The following is a 17,080-nucleotide window of genomic DNA, read 5'->3' as shown; positions in this document are numbered from 1 at the left end:
CAGGGCCCAGACTTATTTACCGCAGAACTCAGTTACCGCTTGAGTTCAGCGCTTCGGTCAGTGCAGCTTCCACTTCACTGGCGCTTACGCGCAGCGGTTTGTCAGCATCACGGCGGCGCTTGCGCTCGCTGTGGTAAGCCAAACCGGTACCTGCCGGGATCAAACGACCCACGACCACGTTTTCTTTCAGGCCGCGCAGGTAATCGCGCTTGCCGGTTACCGCTGCTTCGGTCAGTACGCGAGTGGTCTCCTGGAAGGAGGCCGCCGAGATGAACGATTCAGTGGACAACGACGCCTTGGTGATACCCAGCAACACACGAGTGAACTTGGAGACAAATTTGTCTTCCGCGCCCAGACGTTCGTTTTCTACCAGTACGTGAGTCAGTTCCATCTGGTCGCCCTTGATGAAACTGGAATCGCCGGATTCAGCGATTTCAACTTTACGCAGCATCTGACGCAGGATGGTCTCGATGTGCTTATCGTTGATCTTCACGCCTTGCAGACGGTAAACGTCCTGGATCTCGTTAACGATGTACTTGGCCAGCGCACTCACACCCAGCAGACGCAGGATGTCGTGTGGATCGCTTGGGCCGTCGGAGATAACTTCGCCGCGGTTTACCTGTTCGCCTTCGAAGACGTTCAGGTGACGCCACTTCGGAATCAGCTCTTCATACGGATCGCTACCGTCGTTCGGGGTAATGACCAGACGGCGCTTGCCCTTGGTCTCTTTACCGAACGCGATGGTGCCGCTGACTTCAGCCAGAATCGACGCTTCTTTCGGACGACGAGCTTCGAACAAGTCGGCAACACGCGGCAGACCACCGGTGATGTCACGGGTTTTCGAAGTTTCTTGCGGGATACGCGCGATAACATCACCGATCGCGATCTTCGCACCATCCGCTACACCGACCAGGGCGTTGGCTGGCAGGAAGTACTGAGCGATTACGTCAGTGCCTGGCAGCAACAAGTCCTTGCCGTTGTCATCAACCATCTTCACAGCAGGACGGATATCTTTGCCTGCAGCTGGACGGTCTTTGGCGTCGAGTACTTCAATGTTGGTCATACCGGTCAATTCGTCAGTCTGACGCTTGATCGTGATGCCTTCTTCCATGCCCACGTAGGTCACGGTACCTTTCATTTCGGTAACGATTGGGTGAGTGTGCGGATCCCACTTGGCCACGATTGCGCCAGCGTCGACCTTGTCACCTTCTTTAACCGAGATCACAGCACCGTACGGCAGCTTGTAACGCTCACGCTCACGACCGTAGTCATCAGCGATTGCCAGCTCACCGGAACGGGACACAGCAACCAGGTGGCCATCCACTCGCTCAACGTGTTTCAGGTTGTGCAGACGGACGGTACCGCCATTCTTCACCTGAACGCTGTCGGCTGCGGAGGTCCGGCTTGCCGCACCACCAATGTGGAACGTACGCATGGTCAGCTGGGTACCCGGCTCACCGATGGACTGGGCAGCGATAACGCCGACCGCTTCACCGATGTTCACCTGGTGACCACGAGCCAAGTCACGGCCGTAGCACTTGGCACAAATGCCGTAGCGGGTTTCGCAGCTGATCGGCGAGCGAACAATCACTTCGTCGATGCTGTTGAGTTCGATGAACTCGACCCACTTCTCGTCTACCAGGGTGCCGGCAGGAACGATAATTTCCTCGGTACCTGGCTTGAATACGTCACGGGCGATTACTCGACCCAGTACGCGCTCACCCAACGGCTCTACAACGTCGCCGCCTTCGATGTGCGGAGTCATCAGCAGACCGTGTTCGGTGCCGCAGTCAACTTCAGTCACAACCAAGTCTTGTGCAACGTCTACCAGACGACGTGTCAGGTAACCGGAGTTAGCGGTTTTCAACGCGGTATCCGCAAGACCCTTACGAGCACCGTGAGTGGAGATGAAGTACTGAAGTACGCTCAAACCTTCACGGAAGTTCGCAGTAATCGGCGTTTCGATGATGGAACCGTCCGGCTTGGCCATCAGGCCACGCATACCGGCGAGCTGACGGATCTGCGCAGCAGAACCCCGTGCGCCCGAGTCGGCCATCATGTACATCGAGTTGAACGACTCTTGATCGACTTCTACGCCATGACGGTCGATAACCTTCTCTTTCGAGAGGTTAGCCATCATCGCCTTCGACACTTCGTCGTTGGCCTTGGACCAAAGGTCGATCACTTTGTTGTACTTCTCGCCCTGGGTTACCAGGCCGGAGGCGTACTGGCTCTCGATTTCTTTCACTTCATCAGTAGCAGCACCGATGATCTGAGCTTTTTCATCCGGGATAACGAAGTCGTTAACACCGATGGAAACGCCGGAAATAGTCGAGTAAGCAAAACCGGTGTACATCAACTGGTCAGCGAAGATCACGGTCTCTTTCAAACCAACCACGCGGTAGCACTGGTTGATCAGCTTGGAGATCGCCTTTTTCTTCATCGGCAGGTTGACGACGTCATACGACAGACCTTTTGGCACAACTTGATACAACAGCGCACGGCCGACAGTGGTGTCGACGATACGGGTGTTGGTCACGCTGCCGCCGTCACGGTCGTTGACGGTTTCGTTGATCCGCACTTTGACCTTGGCATGCAGTGCGGCTTCGCCGGCACGGAACACACGGTCAACTTCTTGCAGGTCAGCGAACACACGACCTTCGCCTTTAGCGTTGATCGCTTCACGGGTCATGTAGTACAGACCCAATACAACGTCCTGCGACGGAACGATGATTGGCTCACCGTTGGCTGGCGACAGAATGTTGTTGGTCGACATCATCAACGCACGCGCTTCCAACTGAGCTTCCAGTGTCAGCGGTACGTGCACGGCCATTTGGTCGCCGTCGAAGTCGGCGTTGTACGCAGCACAGACCAGAGGGTGAAGCTGGATAGCCTTACCTTCGATCAGTACCGGTTCAAACGCCTGGATACCCAGACGGTGAAGGGTCGGTGCACGGTTGAGGAGAACCGGGTGTTCGCGAATCACTTCAGCGAGAACGTCCCAAACCTCTGGCAATTCGCGCTCGACCATTTTCTTGGCCGCTTTGATGGTGGTCGCGAGACCGCGCATTTCCAGCTTGCCGAAGATGAATGGCTTGAACAGCTCAAGTGCCATCTTCTTAGGCAGACCGCACTGGTGCAGACGCAGGGTCGGGCCTACGGTAATTACCGAACGACCGGAGTAGTCAACACGCTTACCGAGCAAGTTCTGACGGAAACGACCTTGCTTACCCTTGATCATGTCAGCCAGGGATTTCAGAGGACGCTTGTTCGAACCGGTGATAGCGCGGCCACGACGACCGTTGTCGAGCAAGGCATCGACAGCTTCTTGCAACATACGCTTTTCGTTGCGCACGATGATGTCCGGAGCGGACAGATCGAGCAGACGCTTCAAGCGGTTGTTACGGTTGATCACACGGCGGTACAGGTCGTTGAGGTCGGAAGTCGCGAAGCGACCGCCATCCAACGGTACCAGCGGACGCAGGTCTGGCGGCAGAACCGGCAGAACGGTCAGCACCATCCACTCTGGCAAGTTGCCGGAACCCTGGAAGGCTTCCATCAACTTCAGACGCTTGGACAGTTTCTTGATTTTGGTTTCGGAGTTGGTTTGCGGAATTTCTTCACGCAGACGGCCAATCTCGTGCTCCAGATCGATAGCGTGCAGCAGTTCACGGACAGCTTCGGCACCCATGCGGGCATCGAAATCGTCGCCGAACTCTTCCAGCGCTTCGAAGTACTGCTCGTCGTTCAGCAGCTGACCTTTTTCAAGGGTGGTCATGCCTGGATCGATAACGACATAGCTCTCGAAGTAGAGAACGCGCTCGATATCACGCAGGGTCATGTCCATCAGCAAGCCGATACGGGACGGCAGCGATTTCAGGAACCAGATGTGGGCAACCGGCGAAGCCAGTTCGATGTGCGCCATGCGCTCACGACGAACTTTAGCCAGCGCGACTTCAACGCCGCACTTCTCGCAGATCACACCACGGTGCTTCAAGCGCTTGTACTTACCGCACAGGCACTCGTAATCCTTTACCGGGCCAAAGATCTTGGCGCAGAACAGGCCGTCACGCTCAGGTTTGAACGTACGGTAGTTGATGGTTTCCGGCTTTTTAACTTCACCGAACGACCACGAACGGATCATCTCAGGCGATGCCAATCCAATACGGATGGCGTCGAACTCTTCGACTTGACCCTGGTTTTTCAGCAAATTCAGTAGGTCTTTCAAGGCCTTTCCTCCTGGCGGAGCAGAGAGCGGGCTAAACAGCCCCGCTCTCGATTCGCGTCACGTGTTATTCGGTTTCCAGATCGATATCGATGCCGAGGGAACGAATTTCTTTGATCAACACGTTGAAGGACTCGGGCATGCCCGGCTCCATACGGTGATCGCCGTCCACGATGTTTTTGTACATCTTGGTCCGACCGTTCACATCGTCCGACTTCACTGTGAGCATTTCTTGCAGAGTGTAAGCAGCACCGTATGCTTCCAGTGCCCAGACCTCCATCTCCCCGAAACGCTGACCACCGAACTGAGCCTTACCACCCAGCGGCTGCTGGGTAACCAGGCTGTACGAACCGGTAGAACGAGCGTGCATCTTGTCGTCTACCAAGTGGTTCAGCTTCAGCATGTACATGTAGCCAACAGTAACCGGGCGCTCAAACTTGTTGCCGGTACGGCCGTCGAACAGCTGCATCTGGCCGCTTTCTGGCAGGTCTGCCAGTTTCAGCATGGCCTTGATTTCGCTTTCCTTGGCACCGTCGAACACCGGGGTAGCCATTGGAACGCCGCCGCGCAGGTTCTTCGCCAGATCCAGGATTTCCTGGTCGGAGAAGGTGTCCAGCTCTTCGTTGCGACCGCCGATCTCGTTGTAGATCTCGTGCAGGAACTTACGCAGGTCTGCGACCTTGCGCTGCTCTTCGATCATACGGTTGATCTTCTCGCCCAGACCTTTGGCCGCGAGGCCCAGGTGGGTTTCAAGGATCTGACCAACGTTCATACGCGAAGGTACGCCCAACGGGTTGAGGACGACGTCGACCGGGGTGCCATTGGCATCGTGCGGCATGTCTTCAACCGGCATGATCACGGAGACCACACCTTTGTTACCGTGACGACCGGCCATCTTGTCGCCCGGCTGGATGCGGCGACGGATTGCCAGGTAAACCTTGACGATTTTCAGCACGCCTGGAGCCAGGTCATCGCCCTGCTGCAGTTTGCGCTTCTTGTCTTCGAACTTGTCGTCCAGCAGACGGCGACGATCAACGATGTAGGCCTGGGCCTTCTCGAGCTGCTCGTTCAGAGCATCTTCAGCCATGCGCAGTTTGAACCACTGGCCGTGCTCAAGACCGTCGAGGATTTCATCGGTGATGTCCTGACCTTTCTTCAGACCCGCGCCGCCTTCGGCCTTGTGGCCTACCAGAGCGGAACGCAGACGTTCGAAGGTCGCGCCTTCAACGATACGGAACTCTTCGTTCAGGTCCTTGCGGATCTCGTCGAGTTGAGTCTTCTCGATGGACAGTGCACGAGCATCACGCTCAACGCCGTCACGGGTGAAGACCTGTACGTCGATGACAGTACCCTTGGTACCGGTAGGTACGCGCAGGGAAGTGTCTTTAACGTCGCTGGCTTTTTCACCGAAGATGGCACGCAACAGCTTCTCTTCCGGCGTCAGTTGGGTCTCGCCTTTCGGAGTGACCTTACCGACCAAGATGTCGCCTGCGCCAACTTCGGCACCTACGTAAACGATACCGGCTTCGTCCAGCTTGTTCAGTGCAGCTTCACCCACGTTCGGGATATCTGCAGTGATTTCTTCAGGCCCAAGCTTGGTGTCACGTGCCACACAGGTCAGTTCCTGGATGTGGATCGTGGTAAAGCGGTCTTCTTGAACAACACGCTCGGACAGGCAGATGGAGTCTTCGAAGTTGAAGCCGTTCCATGCCATGAACGCGATGCGCATGTTCTGACCCAGTGCCAGCTCACCCATGTCGGTGGACGGGCCGTCGGCCATGATGTCGCTACGCTGAACGCGATCACCCTTGCTCACCAGCGGACGCTGGTTAATGCAGGTGTTCTGGTTCGAGCGGGTGTATTTGGTCAGGTTGTAGATGTCGACACCGGCTTCGCCAGTTTCAACTTCGTCATCGGCAACACGAACCACGATACGGCTGGCATCAACGGAGTCGATCACGCCGCCACGACGAGCCACAACGCAAACGCCGGAGTCACGCGCTACGTTACGCTCCATGCCGGTACCTACCAGCGGCTTGTCAGCACGCAGAGTCGGTACAGCTTGACGCTGCATGTTGGAACCCATCAACGCACGGTTGGCGTCATCGTGTTCCAGGAACGGGATCAGCGACGCTGCAACAGAAACTACCTGCTTGGGCGAAACGTCCATCAAGGTGACGTCTTCCGGCGCCTTAACGGTGAACTCGTTCAAGTGACGAACAGCTACCAGCTCGTCGATCAGGACTTTCTTGTCGTTCATCGTGGCCGAAGCCTGAGCGATCACGTGATCAGCTTCTTCGATGGCGGACAGGAACACGATCTCGTCGGTGACCAGAGCGTCTTTCACCACGCGGTACGGGCTCTCGAGGAAGCCGTACTGGTTAGTGCGCGCATAAGCGGCCAGGGAGTTGATCAGACCGATGTTCGGACCTTCCGGCGTTTCGATCGGGCAAACACGACCGTAGTGCGTCGGGTGAACGTCACGAACTTCAAAGCCTGCACGCTCACGGGTCAGACCGCCCGGGCCCAGTGCGGAAACACGGCGCTTGTGGGTGATCTCGGAGAGCGGGTTGTTCTGGTCCATGAACTGCGAGAGCTGGCTAGAACCGAAAAACTCTTTCACCGCCGCAGCCACTGGCTTGGCGTTGATCAGGTCTTGCGGCATCAGGCCTTCGCTTTCAGCCATCGACAGACGCTCTTTGACCGCACGTTCTACACGTACCAAGCCAACGCGGAACTGGTTCTCGGCCATTTCGCCTACGCAGCGAACACGACGGTTACCCAGGTGGTCGATGTCATCGACGATGCCTTTACCGTTACGGATGTCGACCAGAGTCTTCAGTACCGCGACGATGTCTTCCTTGCACAACACGCCCGAACCTTCGATCTCGGTACGACCGATACGACGGTTGAACTTCATCCGGCCGACCGCAGACAGGTCATAGCGCTCAGGGCTGAAGAACAGGTTGTTGAACAGGGTCTCGGCAGCGTCTTTGGTTGGTGGCTCACCAGGACGCATCATGCGATAGATCTCGACCAGCGCTTCCAATTGGTTGCTGGTGGAGTCGATCTTCAATGTGTCGGAGATGAACGGACCGCAGTCGATGTCGTTGGTGTACAGAGTCTCGATGCGAACAACCTGAGCCTTGGCGATTTTCGCCAGGATCTCAGTGTTCAGCTCGGTGTTGCACTCAGCCAGGATTTCGCCTGTCGCCGGGTGAACGATGACCTTGGCGGTGGTGCGACCCAGGACGTAGTCCAAAGGCACGTCCAGCGACTTGATACCGGCTTTTTCGATCTGGTTGATGTGGCGCGCAGTAATACGGCGGCCGGCTTCAACGATGACCTTGCCGTTTTCATCCTGGATATCCAGGACAGCAATTTCACCACGCAGACGCGAAGCAATCAGTTCCAGGCTGAGGGTTTCATCCTTCAGGCTGAACACGTTGGTGGTGTAGAAGGCATCCAGCACCTGCTCGGTGGTATAGCCGAGCGCGCGCAGCAGTACCGAGGCCGGCAGCTTGCGACGACGGTCGATACGCACGAACACGCAGTCTTTCGGGTCGAACTCGAAGTCCAACCACGAACCGCGGTACGGAATGATCCGCGCGGAGTACAGGAGCTTACCGGAGCTGTGCGTCTTGCCGCGGTCGTGGTCGAAGAACACGCCCGGGGAACGGTGCAGCTGGGAAACGATAACGCGCTCGGTACCGTTGATAACGAAGGTACCGTTTTCAGTCATCAATGGGATTTCGCCCATGTAGACTTCTTGCTCTTTGATGTCCTTGATCGCTTTGTTCGACGATTCTTTGTCGAAAATGATCAGACGGACTTTTACCCGCAAAGGTACGGCGTACGTAACACCGCGCAACACGCATTCTTTGACATCAAATGCCGGTTCGCCCAGGCGATAACCGACGTACTCCAGCGCAGCATTGCCGGAGTAGCTGATGATCGGGAAAACGGATTTGAAGGCCGCATGCAGGCCCACGTCGCGGAACTGATCTTTAGTCGCTCCCGCTTGCAAGAATTCACGATACGAATCCAGCTGGATAGCCAGAAGGTACGGGACATCCATGACGTCCGGCAACTTGCTAAAGTCCTTGCGGATACGTTTTTTCTCAGTATATGAGTAAGCCATCAGCGTTCCCCAGCTTGGTCACCTGCTTGTTTGGCCCCTCCCGACGGGAGCAGCCAGAAAATCTCGCAAACCCCATGGTTTGCACCACCGCATCGGGTGGCTACAGCGCGTTAGTGGCGGCGACCGAGTCGACAGCCAAGAACGGAAAAAGGCCGGTGGCAAGAGCCACCAGCCATCAGCCTTCAGCTTAACGCTTGGGCTGGAGACGCAAGGTCGATGCTTACTTCAGCTCGACTTTAGCGCCTGCTTCTTCCAGCACTGCTTTGGCTTTGTCAGCGGCGTCTTTGGACACTGCTTCCAGAACCTGGGCAGGAGCGCCGTCAACTACAGCCTTGGCTTCTTTCAGGCCCAGACCGGTCAGTTCACGAACTGCCTTGATCACGTTTACTTTCTTCTCGCCAGCTTCCAGCAGCATGACGTTGAATTCGGTTTGCTCTTCAGCAGCAACAGCAGCAACAGCTGGGCCAGCGGAAGCAGCGGCAGCGGAAACGCCGAATTTTTCTTCGAAAGCTTTGATCAGCTCAACAACCTGCAGAACCGACATTTCAGCTACGGCGTTGAGGATATCTTCTTGGGAGATAGACATTACTGTATTTCCTGAATTGGGGGACGGCCTACGCGGCCATCGAAATAAACAAAAATACGCGAAAGGAGGTGCTCAGCCTTAGGCTGCGGCAGCTTCTTTTTGCTCGCGAACTGCAGCCAGAGTACGAGCCAGCTTGCTGGTAGCGCCTTGAATCACGCTCATCAGCTGCGAAATAGCTTCGTTACGGGTCGGCAGTGTTGCCAGTACGTCGATTTGGTTAGCTGCGAGGAACTTGCCCTCGAACGCAGCTGCCTTGATCTCGAACTTATCCTGACTCTTGGCGAATTCTTTGAACAAACGGGCAGCAGCGCCTGGATGTTCTTTGGAGAACGCGATCAGAGTCGGGCCGGTGAACACGTCGTTGAGAACACTGTATTCAGTGTCAGCAACAGCGCGCTTGAGCAGGGTGTTACGTACAACACGTACGTATACGCCAGCTTCACGAGCCTCTTTACGGAGTCCGGTCATAGCGCCTACTGTCACACCACGGGCATCAGCCACGACAGCGGACAGAGCAGCTTTGGCAGCCTCGTTGACTTCAGCGACGATGGCCTTCTTGTCTTCGAGATTAATTGCCACGGGTTTAACTCCTGCTTGTTACCGTTTCATCTGGCCGAAGCCGGATGTCGTTTTGGTGTCTGATTCGGTAAGGAACCGGGAGCACCATCTGCGTAGGCTTGTGGTTTAAGACTTACGCCGCCTACGGTCTTGGATAGCCCCCGCCAGGCAGGGACCCCAATTTTTTCAATCAGCGCGATCTCTCGCGCCAACTTGTGTCTTATACGTCCAGCGAGCCTTGGTCGATGACCAGACCTGGGCCCATAGTGGTGCTCAGGGTAACGCGCTTGACGTAGATACCTTTCGAGGAAGCTGGCTTGATACGCTTCAGATCAGCGATCAGGGCTTCAACGTTTTCCTTCAGCTTGACGGCATCGAAGCCGACTTTGCCAACGGAGGTGTGAATGATGCCGTTTTTGTCGGTGCGATAACGAACCTGACCAGCCTTGGCGTTTTTAACCGCGGTAGCTACGTCTGGCGTTACGGTGCCGACTTTAGGGTTAGGCATCAGACCACGTGGACCGAGGATCTGACCCAACTGACCTACAACGCGCATTGCATCCGGGGAGGCAATAACTACGTCGTAGTTCAGGTCGCCGCCTTTCATTTCGGCAGCCAGGTCGTCCATGCCAACGCGATCAGCGCCGGCGGCCAGAGCAGCTTCAGCTGCCGGGCCTTGGGTGAAGACAGCAACACGTACAGTCTTGCCAGTACCGTGTGGCAGCACAGTAGCGCTACGAACGACCTGGTCGGATTTACGTGGGTCAACACCCAGGTTTACAGCAACGTCAACGGACTCGCTGAACTTGACAGTCGACAGCTCGGTCAGCAGGGCAGCAGCGTCTACAAAGTTGTAGGCCTTGCCTGCTTCGATTTTGCCGGCGATAGCCTTTTGGCGCTTGGTCAGCTTAGCCATTACACACCCTCCACGTTAAGGCCCATGCTACGAGCAGAACCGGCGATGGTACGCACGGCTGCATCCATATCAGCTGCAGTCAGATCCGCGTTTTTGGTTTTCGCGATTTCTTCCAGCTGAGCACGAGTTACGGTGCCAACCTTAACGGTGTTAGGACGAGCGGAACCGCTAGTCAGACCTGCAGCCTTCTTCAGCAAAACCGAAGCCGGGGTCGACTTGGTTTCGAAAGTGAAGCTACGGTCGCTGTATACAGTGATGATCACTGGAGTCGGCAGACCTGGCTCAAGACCCTGAGTACGGGCGTTGAAGGCCTTGCAGAATTCCATGATGTTCACGCCGTGCTGACCCAGAGCTGGGCCGACAGGTGGACTTGGGTTGGCCTGAGCGGCCTTCACTTGCAGCTTGATGTAAGCGGTAATCTTCTTGGCCATGAGGCACTCCAATTACGGGTTCAAACGCCTCGAAAGGCTCCCCGGTTACTTGCGCGTTTATCCCAGTGACGACAAAACCCCACAGCCTAGGGCTGCGGGGTTGGGATGCTTGCTCAGCTAGACCTTTTCGACCTGGCTGAACTCCAGCTCTACCGGAGTAGAACGACCGAAAATGAGCACTGCCACTTGGATCCGGCTCTTTTCGTAGTTAACTTCTTCGACGGTGCCGTTGAAATCAGCAAACGGACCATCTGTGACACGAACAACCTCACCCGGCTCGAACAACGTCTTCGGTTTAGGCTTGTCGCTGCCGTCAGCAACACGACGCAGAATCGCTTCCGCCTCTTTGTCAGTGATCGGAGCAGGCTTATCAGCAGTACCGCCGATGAAACCCATGACACGAGGAGTGTCCTTGACCAAGTGCCAAGTACCTTCATTCATGTCCATCTGAACCAGCACGTAGCCAGGGAAGAACTTGCGTTCGCTTTTACGCTTTTGGCCATTCCGCATTTCAACCACTTCTTCAGTGGGAACCAGAATTTCGCCGAAGCCATCTTCCATGCCTGCCAGCTTTACGCGCTCTAGCAAAGAGCGCATGACATGCTTCTCGTAACCCGAGTAAGCATGCACAACGTACCAACGCTTAGCCACGGGACACCCTTAGCCAACAATCAAGGAAACAAGCCAGCCGAGCAGGGAATCAAGCCCCCACAACAGCAACGCCATAACCAGAACAACAGCCACAACAATCAACGTGGTCTGCGTGGTTTCTTGGCGAGTCGGCCAAACGACTTTACGGATTTCTGTGCGAGCTTCCTTTACCAGGACTGCGAAAGACTTGCCTTTGGCAGTCTGCAGGCCTACAAAGGCAGCTACAGCAGCAAGGGCAAGCAAAGCAAGTACGCGGTACAGGATCGGCGAAGCAGAATAGTACTGATTGCCAACAACGCCTACGACCACCAACGCGACTACAGCAAGCCACTTGACCAGATCGAAACGAGAGCTTTGAGCTTCAGCCTTAGGAGTCATCTATGAAGATCCTGTGAAAAGAAAGCCAGACACACCACGTGAATCTGGCAGGTCAGGAGGGAATCGAACCCCCAACCTACGGTTTTGGAGACCGTCGCTCTGCCAATTGAGCTACTGACCTAAAACAAAATCAGGCCGACCATTATGCAGGCCTGAAAAAGACTTTACAACAACCAACCCCAAGAGACTTGAAACCACCCAACATCAAAGCCAGGCAAAACACCATCAAGCCGAGGTAGCTGTTAAAACAAAGGCAGATATTTTCATATCTGCCTTGTTGTATGGAGCTCTTGAGCGGATTTGAACCGCTGACCTCACCCTTACCAAGGGTGTGCTCTACCAACTGAGCTACAAGAGCAAAACACCGTGCACAACCTGCAAACTTGGAGCGGGTAGCGGGAATCGAACCCGCATCATCAGCTTGGAAGGCTGAGGTTCTACCACTAAACTATACCCGCGGAGCTTGCAGCTCACGCTAAAAATGGTGGAGGGGGAAGGATTCGAACCTTCGAAGTCGTAGACGTCAGATTTACAGTCTGATCCCTTTGGCCGCTCGGGAACCCCTCCTAAGCGAGCCGGCATTCTACATCACGCCGGCCTTCTGTCAAGCATTTTCTCATTAAAAATATGAGGTTAGCTGCGTTGACCTTCGCTTCACACTGTAGACCGTAAAGGTCTTCACTGCGAAGCGGGCGCCATTCTATGCAAACTATTCGACAGTTGCAACGCCTTCGCACAACATTATTTTATGTTTTAACTCATTGAATTCCTTAGCAAGGTTTTCAAAGGACAGATCATCGGCCAGTCGCCTGCTTTCAGGGGACACACGAAGCCAATAGCCGGTAGTGCCCGGCACATTGAGCAGTTGCACCTTGACCTTTATATCCAGGCTCATCAGACGCTGCTCAAGCAACTGCGCTTGTCGCTGATCAGCAAAGCCACCTATGTATAAGCATGTATTTTGTGGCTCAGGGGCGCTTGCCCGATCACGGCGGACAACCGAATCAGAAGACTCACTCAATAGCCGGATGTCTTGCTGAGAGCCGCGATAGAGGCTCAGAGGCGTAACGTCCTTGGCGCGCAACGGCGCCTCTTGTTGATGCCAGATGTAATAGAAGGCATTGAGAACGAGCAAGAGCAAAAACAGCCAACGCATAAAAAACCTCAGGACAAAGGGCACGCCATCGCCAGCCCCACAAAAACGAGATCCGGTACAAAACGAGCCTGCGGTACGGCATCCGAGACCAGGTCAGCATCCCCACCCGTCAGGAAGACTGTGAAATCATCCCCCCAATAACGCCGAGCCAACTCAAGCTGGGTCAATACAAACCCTCGAAGCATGAGGGCGCAGCCACGCTCAACGGCCTCAACAGTGGTTCGACCTGGGGAAAGACGCTCCATGGCCTGCTCGGCCGCGGCATCGTCGTAGCGGATCTTGCGGGTGTGTGTTCGCAACTGACTGCGCATCAGAGGCATTCCAGGGCATATAAAGCCTCCTAGATGCTCACCATCAGCAGCGATAAAGTCCGCAGTCGCTGCGGTACCGAAGTCGAGCACCAAGCAAGCACCCGGCGCCAACTTGAAACCGCCAAGCATTGCCAACCAGCGATCAAGACCGAGGCGCTCGTATTCTTCATAACCGTTGCGCACTCCCGCCATTTCTCTTGCTGAGGCAGCGCAAGACACTGTGACACCAAAAGCCTCCTGCAATGCTTCAACCAACTTTCCAGTTTCCTCTGAAGCACGAACGCTCACCAGACGGCATCGTGTCAGCAGCAGACCCGGAATGGCGGTCAGACTTTCTATTAATGCGAGATCTGAACCGACAACACCCTCTGCGCAGGCGCCAGCGCTCTGCGCCTCGAGTACCCGCCACTTAATAAAGCTATTTCCACAGTCGAGCTCAAGAATCATCGCGCAGCCTCAGGCTTAACTCACCACCGCTATATATTTTCTCGACACCATCGACGTTCAGACGCAGCGCGCCCTGGTGATCAATTCCCAGCACAACCCCATCAATCTGATTGACGCCCGCAATGAGAGTCACAGCCCGACCCTGCCACAAATGATTTCGCTCCCACTCCTCCTGCAGCGCAGTAAAGCCAAAGGCCTTGTGGCGCTCCAGGTGACTTTGCAGCTGTAGACTTAGCCGTGCAACCAGGTAATTACGATCGACGGGCGAGCCTGTTTCCAATTGCACCGAGGTCCACTGCTGATCTACCTCAGCAGCCTGCTGCATGTTCACGTTAATGCCTATGCCGAGAACCACGTGGCAGATGTCTGCAGGGTCACCTACTAACTCAAGCAAGATGCCGGCAATTTTCTTGCGCCCTACGAGGACGTCGTTTGGCCACTTCAGTGCCGCGCCCTGTACACCTGAATCACGCAGCGCCTGCATGACCGCCAATCCCACTACAAGGCTAAGACCCTCCAGCTGCCGCAGCCCACCTTCGATGCGCAATACAAGGCTGTAGTAGACATTCTGAGCGAATGGACTAACCCACGTGCGGCCTCGCCTCCCCCTGCCGGCCGTCTGCTGCTCGGCAAGCACAAGAAATGGCGCAGCAACGCCGGCGTCGACAAGACGCAACGCTTCAGCATTAGTGGAATCGATAGAGTCAGAGATGTGAACGGGCCATGCCAAAGAAGCGGCATTCACCGCAATTTCTTCTTTGCTCAGGAACACCAGTGGCGAAGCCAGTTGATACCCTTTGCCGCGAATTTTATGAATGGGCAAATTCAGCTCTGCCTCAAGGTGCTGGAGCTGCTTCCAAACAGCACTGCGGCTGACACCCAGGGCGGCACCCAGCGCTTCTCCGGAATGGAATCGGCCATCTTTCAGAAGTTCTAACAACGTCAGCATGCAAGTATCGCCTCACAATGAGGCACGCATGATAGCCATGCGTAAGGCCATTGCATAGAAAGGCCGGGATTTAGCGCCCATAGCCCGGAGGTAGCGGGAAGACTGGAGGCTGCGCCTACCAGGAAAGCACACATTATCGTTGACGCGCATCGCGAGCCTTTACACTTGCGCTTTTCGACCGCCCAAAACAAAGCCCCTGTTTGCGTTAGCAAACAGGGGCTTTGGAATTTAATCTTGACGATGACCTACTCTCACATGGGGAAACCCCACACTACCATCGGCGATGCATCGTTTCACTGCTGAGTTCGGGATGGGATCAGGTGGTTCCAATGCTCTATGGTCGTCAAGAAATTCGGGTACTGAGTCGTGACCATGTGGTCTCGCTTCAGCAAATTGGGTATGTGACAGCTTTCGGTGTTTTGTGAGATTCGAACTTTCGGTTCATTTCGTCTTCACACACCGCAATCTGGTGCTCTTTCGCTTTTCAGCTCGAAGCAAGCAAATTGCTTGGGTGTTATATGGTCAAGCCTCACGGGCAATTAGTATTGGTTAGCTCAACGCCTCACAGCGCTTACACACCCAACCTATCAACGTCGTAGTCTTCGACGGCCCTTCAGGGAACTCAAGGTTCCAGTGAGATCTCATCTTGAGGCTAGTTTCCCGCTTAGATGCTTTCAGCGGTTATCTATTCCGAACATAGCTACCCGGCAATGCCACTGGCGTGACAACCGGAACACCAGAGGTTCGTCCACTCCGGTCCTCTCGTACTAGGAGCAGCCCCTCTCAAATCTCAAACGTCCACGGCAGATAGGGACCGAACTGTCTCACGACGTTCTAAACCCAGCTCGCGTACCACTTTAAATGGCGAACAGCCATACCCTTGGGACCGGCTTCAGCCCCAGGATGTGATGAGCCGACATCGAGGTGCCAAACACCGCCGTCGATATGAACTCTTGGGCGGTATCAGCCTGTTATCCCCGGAGTACCTTTTATCCGTTGAGCGATGGCCCTTCCATACAGAACCACCGGATCACTAAGACCTACTTTCGTACCTGCTCGACGTGTCTGTCTCGCAGTCAAGCGCGCTTTTGCCTTTATACTCTACGACCGATTTCCGACCGGTCTGAGCGCACCTTCGTACTCCTCCGTTACTCTTTAGGAGGAGACCGCCCCAGTCAAACTACCCACCATACACTGTCCTCGATCCGGATAACGGACCTGAGTTAGAACCTCAAAGTTGCCAGGGTGGTATTTCAAGGTTGGCTCCACGCAGACTGGCGTCCACGCTTCAAAGCCTCCCACCTATCCTACACAAGCAAATTCAAAGTCCAGTGCAAAGCTATAGTAAAGGTTCACGGGGTCTTTCCGTCTAGCCGCGGATACACTGCATCTTCACAGCGATTTCAATTTCACTGAGTCTCGGGTGGAGACAGCGCCGCCATCGTTACGCCATTCGTGCAGGTCGGAACTTACCCGACAAGGAATTTCGCTACCTTAGGACCGTTATAGTTACGGCCGCCGTTTACCGGGGCTTCGATCAAGAGCTTCGCGTTAGCTAACCCCATCAATTAACCTTCCGGCACCGGGCAGGCGTCACACCCTATACGTCCACTTTCGTGTTTGCAGAGTGCTGTGTTTTTAATAAACAGTCGCAGCGGCCTGGTATCTTCGACCGGCATGAGCTTACGGAGCAAGTCCTTCACCCTCACCGGCGCACCTTCTCCCGAAGTTACGGTGCCATTTTGCCTAGTTCCTTCACCCGAGTTCTCTCAAGCGCCTTGGTATTCTCTACCCAACCACCTGTGTCGGTTTGGGGTACGGTTCCTGGTTACCTGAAGCTTAGAAGCTTTTCTTGGAAGCATGGCATCAACCACTTCGTTAACTAAAAGTTAACTCGTCATCAGCTCTCGGCCTTAAGATCCCGGATTTACCTAAGATCTCAGCCTACCACCTTAAACTTGGACAACCAACGCCAAGCTGGCCTAGCCTTCTCCGTCCCTCCATCGCAATAACCAGAAGTACAGGAATATTAACCTGTTTTCCATCGACTACGCTTTTCAGCCTCGCCTTAGGGACCGACTAACCCTGCGTCGATTAACGTTGCGCAGGAAACCTTGGTCTTTCGGCGTGGGTGTTTTTCACACCCATTGTCGTTACTCATGTCAGCATTCGCACTTCTGATACCTCCAGCAAGCTTCTCAACTCACCTTCACAGGCTTACAGAACGCTCCTCTACCGCATCACTTACGTGATACCCGTAGCTTCGGTGTATGGTTTGAGCCCCGTTACATCTTCCGCGCAGGCCGACTCGACTAGTGAGCTATTACGCTT

Annotated in this window: 11 protein-coding genes, 4 tRNA genes and 2 rRNA genes (1 of these 17 cut by a window edge); all 17 read right to left on the bottom strand. The window is 55.0% G+C overall.

All coding sequences use genetic code 11. The annotated features are described in order from the left end of the window. Positions 1-28: 28 nt before the first annotated feature. Positions 29-4,228, bottom strand: coding sequence for a DNA-directed RNA polymerase subunit beta' (gene rpoC, locus ACM530_RS12990; protein WP_015886137.1), 4,200 nt, complete (start codon positions 4,226-4,228; stop codon positions 29-31). Between the two features lie 64 nt (positions 4,229-4,292). Further along, positions 4,293-8,366, bottom strand: a complete 4,074-nt coding sequence (gene rpoB / locus ACM530_RS12985; RefSeq protein ID WP_053258275.1) for a DNA-directed RNA polymerase subunit beta — start codon at positions 8,364-8,366, stop codon at positions 4,293-4,295. A gap of 220 nt (positions 8,367-8,586) precedes the next feature. Further along, a complete protein-coding gene (gene rplL, locus ACM530_RS12980) occupies positions 8,587-8,952 on the bottom strand; it encodes a 50S ribosomal protein L7/L12 (RefSeq protein ID WP_010566858.1) in 366 nt (121 codons plus the stop codon). A 78-nt stretch (positions 8,953-9,030) separates the two neighbouring features. Then, the gene (rplJ, locus tag ACM530_RS12975) at positions 9,031-9,531 is read right to left on the bottom strand and encodes a 50S ribosomal protein L10 (protein WP_010174464.1); all 501 of its coding nucleotides are present in this window, start codon (positions 9,529-9,531) and stop codon (positions 9,031-9,033) included. Between the two features lie 199 nt (positions 9,532-9,730). Further along, positions 9,731-10,426: a 50S ribosomal protein L1 gene (gene rplA / locus ACM530_RS12970; RefSeq protein WP_003232403.1), complete on the bottom strand. Its 696-nt coding sequence runs from the start codon at positions 10,424-10,426 to the stop codon at positions 9,731-9,733. Next, complete coding sequence (gene rplK / locus ACM530_RS12965) at positions 10,426-10,857, bottom strand: 50S ribosomal protein L11 (protein WP_003176435.1); 432 nt, start codon at positions 10,855-10,857, stop codon at positions 10,426-10,428. Before rplK ends, rplA begins: the two co-directional genes overlap by 1 nt. Positions 10,858-10,974: 117 nt before the next feature. Beyond that, positions 10,975-11,508 (bottom strand): transcription termination/antitermination protein NusG, encoded by a 534-nt coding sequence (gene nusG, locus ACM530_RS12960; protein WP_003176436.1) that lies wholly within the window; start codon positions 11,506-11,508, stop codon positions 10,975-10,977. Between the two features lie 9 nt (positions 11,509-11,517). After that, a complete protein-coding gene (secE, locus tag ACM530_RS12955; RefSeq protein WP_003194658.1) occupies positions 11,518-11,886 on the bottom strand; it encodes a preprotein translocase subunit SecE in 369 nt (122 codons plus the stop codon). A 45-nt stretch (positions 11,887-11,931) separates the two neighbouring features. Continuing rightward, positions 11,932-12,007 (bottom strand) — tRNA-Trp (locus ACM530_RS12950). Between the two features lie 161 nt (positions 12,008-12,168). After that, positions 12,169-12,244 (bottom strand) — tRNA-Thr (locus tag ACM530_RS12945). 26 nt (positions 12,245-12,270) lie between these two features. Continuing rightward, a tRNA-Gly gene (locus ACM530_RS12940) sits at positions 12,271-12,344 on the bottom strand. A 24-nt stretch (positions 12,345-12,368) separates the two neighbouring features. Then, a tRNA-Tyr gene (locus ACM530_RS12935) sits at positions 12,369-12,453 on the bottom strand. Between the two features lie 142 nt (positions 12,454-12,595). Next, entirely contained in the window at positions 12,596-13,042 is a 447-nt protein-coding gene (locus ACM530_RS12930) for a hypothetical protein (RefSeq protein WP_416364906.1), read from the bottom strand. Between the two features lie 8 nt (positions 13,043-13,050). Next, positions 13,051-13,800, bottom strand: a complete 750-nt coding sequence (locus tag ACM530_RS12925; RefSeq protein ID WP_404485376.1) for a pantothenate kinase — start codon at positions 13,798-13,800, stop codon at positions 13,051-13,053. Further along, on the bottom strand, positions 13,790-14,749 hold the full coding sequence (gene birA / locus ACM530_RS12920; RefSeq protein WP_416364905.1) for a bifunctional biotin--[acetyl-CoA-carboxylase] ligase/biotin operon repressor BirA: 960 nt from the start codon (positions 14,747-14,749) through the stop codon (positions 13,790-13,792). Before birA ends, ACM530_RS12925 begins: the two co-directional genes overlap by 11 nt. A gap of 232 nt (positions 14,750-14,981) precedes the next feature. Next, positions 14,982-15,097, bottom strand: a 5S ribosomal RNA gene (gene rrf, locus ACM530_RS12915). 170 nt (positions 15,098-15,267) lie between these two features. After that, positions 15,268-17,080 (bottom strand): 23S ribosomal RNA (locus tag ACM530_RS12910) (it continues 1,079 nt past the right edge of the window).

The organism is Pseudomonas sp. NFX183 (genome assembly GCF_047943075.1).
Lineage (GTDB): Bacteria > Pseudomonadota > Gammaproteobacteria > Pseudomonadales > Pseudomonadaceae > Aquipseudomonas.
This window is presented reverse-complemented; position numbering and strand designations above follow the sequence as displayed.

What these genes read in the sequence shown, in the direction of transcription:
- birA (WP_416364905.1), bottom strand. Translation starts at nt 14,749, where the DNA reads ATGCTGACGTTGTTAGAACTTCTGAAAGATGGCCGATTCCATTCCGGA.
- rplL (WP_010566858.1), bottom strand. Translation starts at nt 8,952, where the DNA reads ATGTCTATCTCCCAAGAAGATATCCTCAACGCCGTAGCTGAAATGTCG.
- ACM530_RS12930 (WP_416364906.1), bottom strand. Translation starts at nt 13,042, where the DNA reads ATGCGTTGGCTGTTTTTGCTCTTGCTCGTTCTCAATGCCTTCTATTAC.
- ACM530_RS12925 (WP_404485376.1), bottom strand. Translation starts at nt 13,800, where the DNA reads ATGATTCTTGAGCTCGACTGTGGAAATAGCTTTATTAAGTGGCGGGTA.
- secE (WP_003194658.1), bottom strand. Translation starts at nt 11,886, where the DNA reads ATGACTCCTAAGGCTGAAGCTCAAAGCTCTCGTTTCGATCTGGTCAAG.
- rpoB (WP_053258275.1), bottom strand. Translation starts at nt 8,366, where the DNA reads ATGGCTTACTCATATACTGAGAAAAAACGTATCCGCAAGGACTTTAGC.
- rplA (WP_003232403.1), bottom strand. Translation starts at nt 10,426, where the DNA reads ATGGCTAAGCTGACCAAGCGCCAAAAGGCTATCGCCGGCAAAATCGAA.
- rplK (WP_003176435.1), bottom strand. Translation starts at nt 10,857, where the DNA reads ATGGCCAAGAAGATTACCGCTTACATCAAGCTGCAAGTGAAGGCCGCT.